Genomic DNA, 2830 nt, shown 5'->3' on the forward strand with positions numbered 1-2830 from the left:
CGATCGGGACCGCGCGGGTGCGGGCGGCGGAGAGCCGGCGGGCGGACCGGCTGTTCGACGACCCGCTGGCCGCGGCGTTCGTGCGGTCGGTGGACGGGGCGGACCGGCCGCCGGGTGGTCCGGGCGGGGAGTCGGCGACCGGGCGGGTGATGGCCGAACAGGTGGCGCTGCGGACGCGGTTCTTCGACGACTATCTGCGCGGAGCGGTCGCGGACGGGCGGCGGGCGCAGGTGGTGCTGGTGGCGGCAGGACTGGACACGCGGGCGTTCCGGCTCGAATGGCCGCACGGGATAAGGGTGTTCGAGCTGGACCTGCCCGAAGTCGTGGGGTTCAAGGAGGAGGTGCTGGCCGGGACGGGCGCGGTGCCGCGCTGCCGGCGGGCCGTGGTCGGGGCGGATCTGCGCGGGCGGTGGGCGGCGCCGCTGCGGGCCGCCGGGTTCGATCCGGCGGCGCCCACCGCGTGGCTGGTGGAGGGGCTGCTGATCTATCTGACGGCCGACGAGGCGGCGGCCGTGCTGGATACGGTCGGTGAACTGGCCGCGCCCGGCAGCGTGCTGTCGTTCACGCACGGCGGCGGGCTCGCGCGGATGGTCGAACAGACCCGCACGGGCGACGAGTTCCGGCCGGTCAGCGACCTGTGGCAGGGCGGCCTCGCCGAGCCGCCGGACGCATGGCTGCCCCGGCACGGCTGGACCGTCACCGCGCACGAGAAGGCGGCGCTCGAGGTCGGGTACGGGCGGCGGTCCGAACGGCCGGCCGAGGGCTCGTTCCTGGTGGCGGAGCGGGCCTGGACGTAACTGGCGGGCGGTGTCGTTTCTCTCCTCTAAAGTGATCAACTACAGGCGTTCGGGGAGCGGTTCGGTACGGCACGGAGGTGTGCGGTGGGCGACTTCGACGCGTTCGAGCGGCAGGCGTGGGCCGGCCGGGCGGAGGCGTACGCGCGGAGCTTCGGGCTGCTGTGCGCGCACGCCGTGCCCAAGCTGCTGGACGCGGCCGGCGTGGGCGCGGGCCTGCGGGTGCTGGACGTCGGCACCGGACCGGGCACCGCGGCGGCGCTGGCGGTGCGCCGCGGCGCGGAGGTCTGCGCGGTGGACGCGGAGCCGAGCATGGTCGAGCGGGCGACGCGGGCGGTGCCGGAGGCGGCGGTACGGCACGGGATGCTGCCCGAACTGCCCTTCGCGGACGGCGAGTTCGACGCGGTGGTGGCGAACTTCGTGCTCAACCACGTGGGCCGTCCGGCGACCGCGCTCGCCGACCTGCGCCGGGTGGCCGGCCCCGGCGGCCGGGTCGCGGTCACGATCTGGCCCGCGCCGCCCTCCCCCGGGCAGGCGCTGCTGGGCCGGGCCCTGGAAGCGGCCGGCGTCGCCCGGCCTGCCTCCGTGCCCGCGCTCGCCGCCGAGGACGACTTCCCCCGCACCGAAGAGGGCCTGACCGGGCTGCTGACGGCGGCGGGGCTGACCGGCGCCCGCTGCGCGACGCTGCGCTGGGACCACGTGGTCGATCCCGAGGTCTGGTGGTCGGGCCCGGCCGCCGGAATCGCCACCATCGGCCAGATCCTGCACACCCTCCCCCCGGACACCGTCGCGGAAGTACGCGGCCACTACGACGAGTTGGCGGCGCAGTTCCGCACCCAGGACGGCGCCCTGTCCCTCCCCCACACCGCGCTTCTGGGCTGGGCGACCACGGACTGACGCCGCACCGCCCGCACGGGAGGCGCCGCACGCGGACGGCCGGGCCGGCTCACGCGTACGGCGCGTCCGCGGTGTAGGGGATGTAGGGGGAGACGAAGAGGTAGTCCGGGTCGTGCGCGGGGTCGTGGCCGGTGTGCCGGGCGACCACGAACTGGAAGCCCCGGGGCGGCTCCCCGGGCAGGCCCGAGACGGTGCGGGCGACGGAGTTGCGCAGCATCCGGTAGGCGGGCGCGAGGGTCAGGTCGCCGCCGAACTGCCGCATGACCGCCACGAGTTCGTGGCACAGGTCGTAGAGCGCCTTCTCGCGGCGGCGGGAGGGGAACCACAGCATGTGCATCGGTCGCCGCGGGGTGACCGCTGAGCCCTCCTGCCACGGTGTGGCGCGGCCCTCGGCGTCCTCGGTGCGGAACAGGACGTGGAAGTCGTGGCGGGCCGGCTCGGGCGCGAAGAACCGCCAGTTGGGGATGACGGCGCCGGTGCCGTCGAGGACGGCGAGCCGGTTGAACTCCGGCCTGGGGTGCTGGCTCAGGACGGTGGCGGTGAACCACGCGGCCAGCGCTCCGAGGGTCGCCGCGGTCACCAGGTCGCGGCCGCCGGGCCCGGCCGGCCCGCCTGCGCTATGCGGGGACATCGGCGGCCGCCTCCCCCGGCCGGCCGGCGTCCGCGCGGCCGGGAGCGGCGGCGAAGGCGGCGATCAGGCCCGCGACCGCGCCGGCGGACTGCCGGGCGGCGAGCACCTGTTCGCGGGGGGCGTCGACGGCGTGGACGACCACGTGCGGGGCGCGGCGCGCGTACTCCTCCTGGAGGGCGCGCCTGGTGTCCGGCGGCGGACCGCCGGGCTCGCACAGGATCAGGCAGGTGGGCACGGCCGCGGCCGGGACCGCGCCCGTTCCCGCCCGCCTCGGGGCCGCGCGCAGCGCCCGCCACTCGCCGCGCGCCGCGTTCCAGCCGGCGGCGTCGCGGTAGTGCGCGCGGGCGAGGCCGCGTACGTCCTCGGGCAGCAGGCGCAGCCAGTCCGGGTCGCGGAGCAGCTGGCCCAGGCCGAGGCGCAGCGAGAAGGTCATCTGGTCCAGCAGCGTGGTGAGTTCGTGGTGGTCCGGGTCGCTGCCGCCGTCGTCCCCGTCCGGGCGGTGGACATC

The 2830-nt window shown here is 76.7% G+C and carries 4 protein-coding genes; 2 read left to right on the forward strand and 2 right to left on the reverse strand.

The window, feature by feature from the left end:
• Both AC13HU_RS35095 and AC13HU_RS35100 read left to right on the forward strand, forming a co-directional pair.
• A partial coding sequence (locus AC13HU_RS35095; RefSeq protein ID WP_483046044.1) for an SAM-dependent methyltransferase occupies positions 1 to 797 on the forward strand: 797 nt, incomplete at its 5' end.
• A gap of 84 nt (positions 798 to 881) precedes the next feature.
• Complete coding sequence (locus AC13HU_RS35100; protein WP_483046045.1) at positions 882 to 1691, forward strand: class I SAM-dependent methyltransferase; 810 nt, start codon at positions 882 to 884, stop codon at positions 1689 to 1691.
• 49 nt (positions 1692 to 1740) lie between these two features.
• On the opposite strand, the gene AC13HU_RS35105 is transcribed toward AC13HU_RS35100, so the two are convergent.
• A complete protein-coding gene (locus tag AC13HU_RS35105) occupies positions 1741 to 2322 on the reverse strand; it encodes a hypothetical protein (protein ID WP_483046046.1) in 582 nt (193 codons plus the stop codon).
• Positions 2309 to 2830: hypothetical protein (locus AC13HU_RS35110; RefSeq protein WP_483046047.1), on the reverse strand; the 522-nt coding region annotated here is incomplete at its 5' end. The genes AC13HU_RS35110 and AC13HU_RS35105, both read right to left, overlap by 14 nt.

Source organism: Streptomyces sp. NH27 (genome assembly GCF_056859195.1).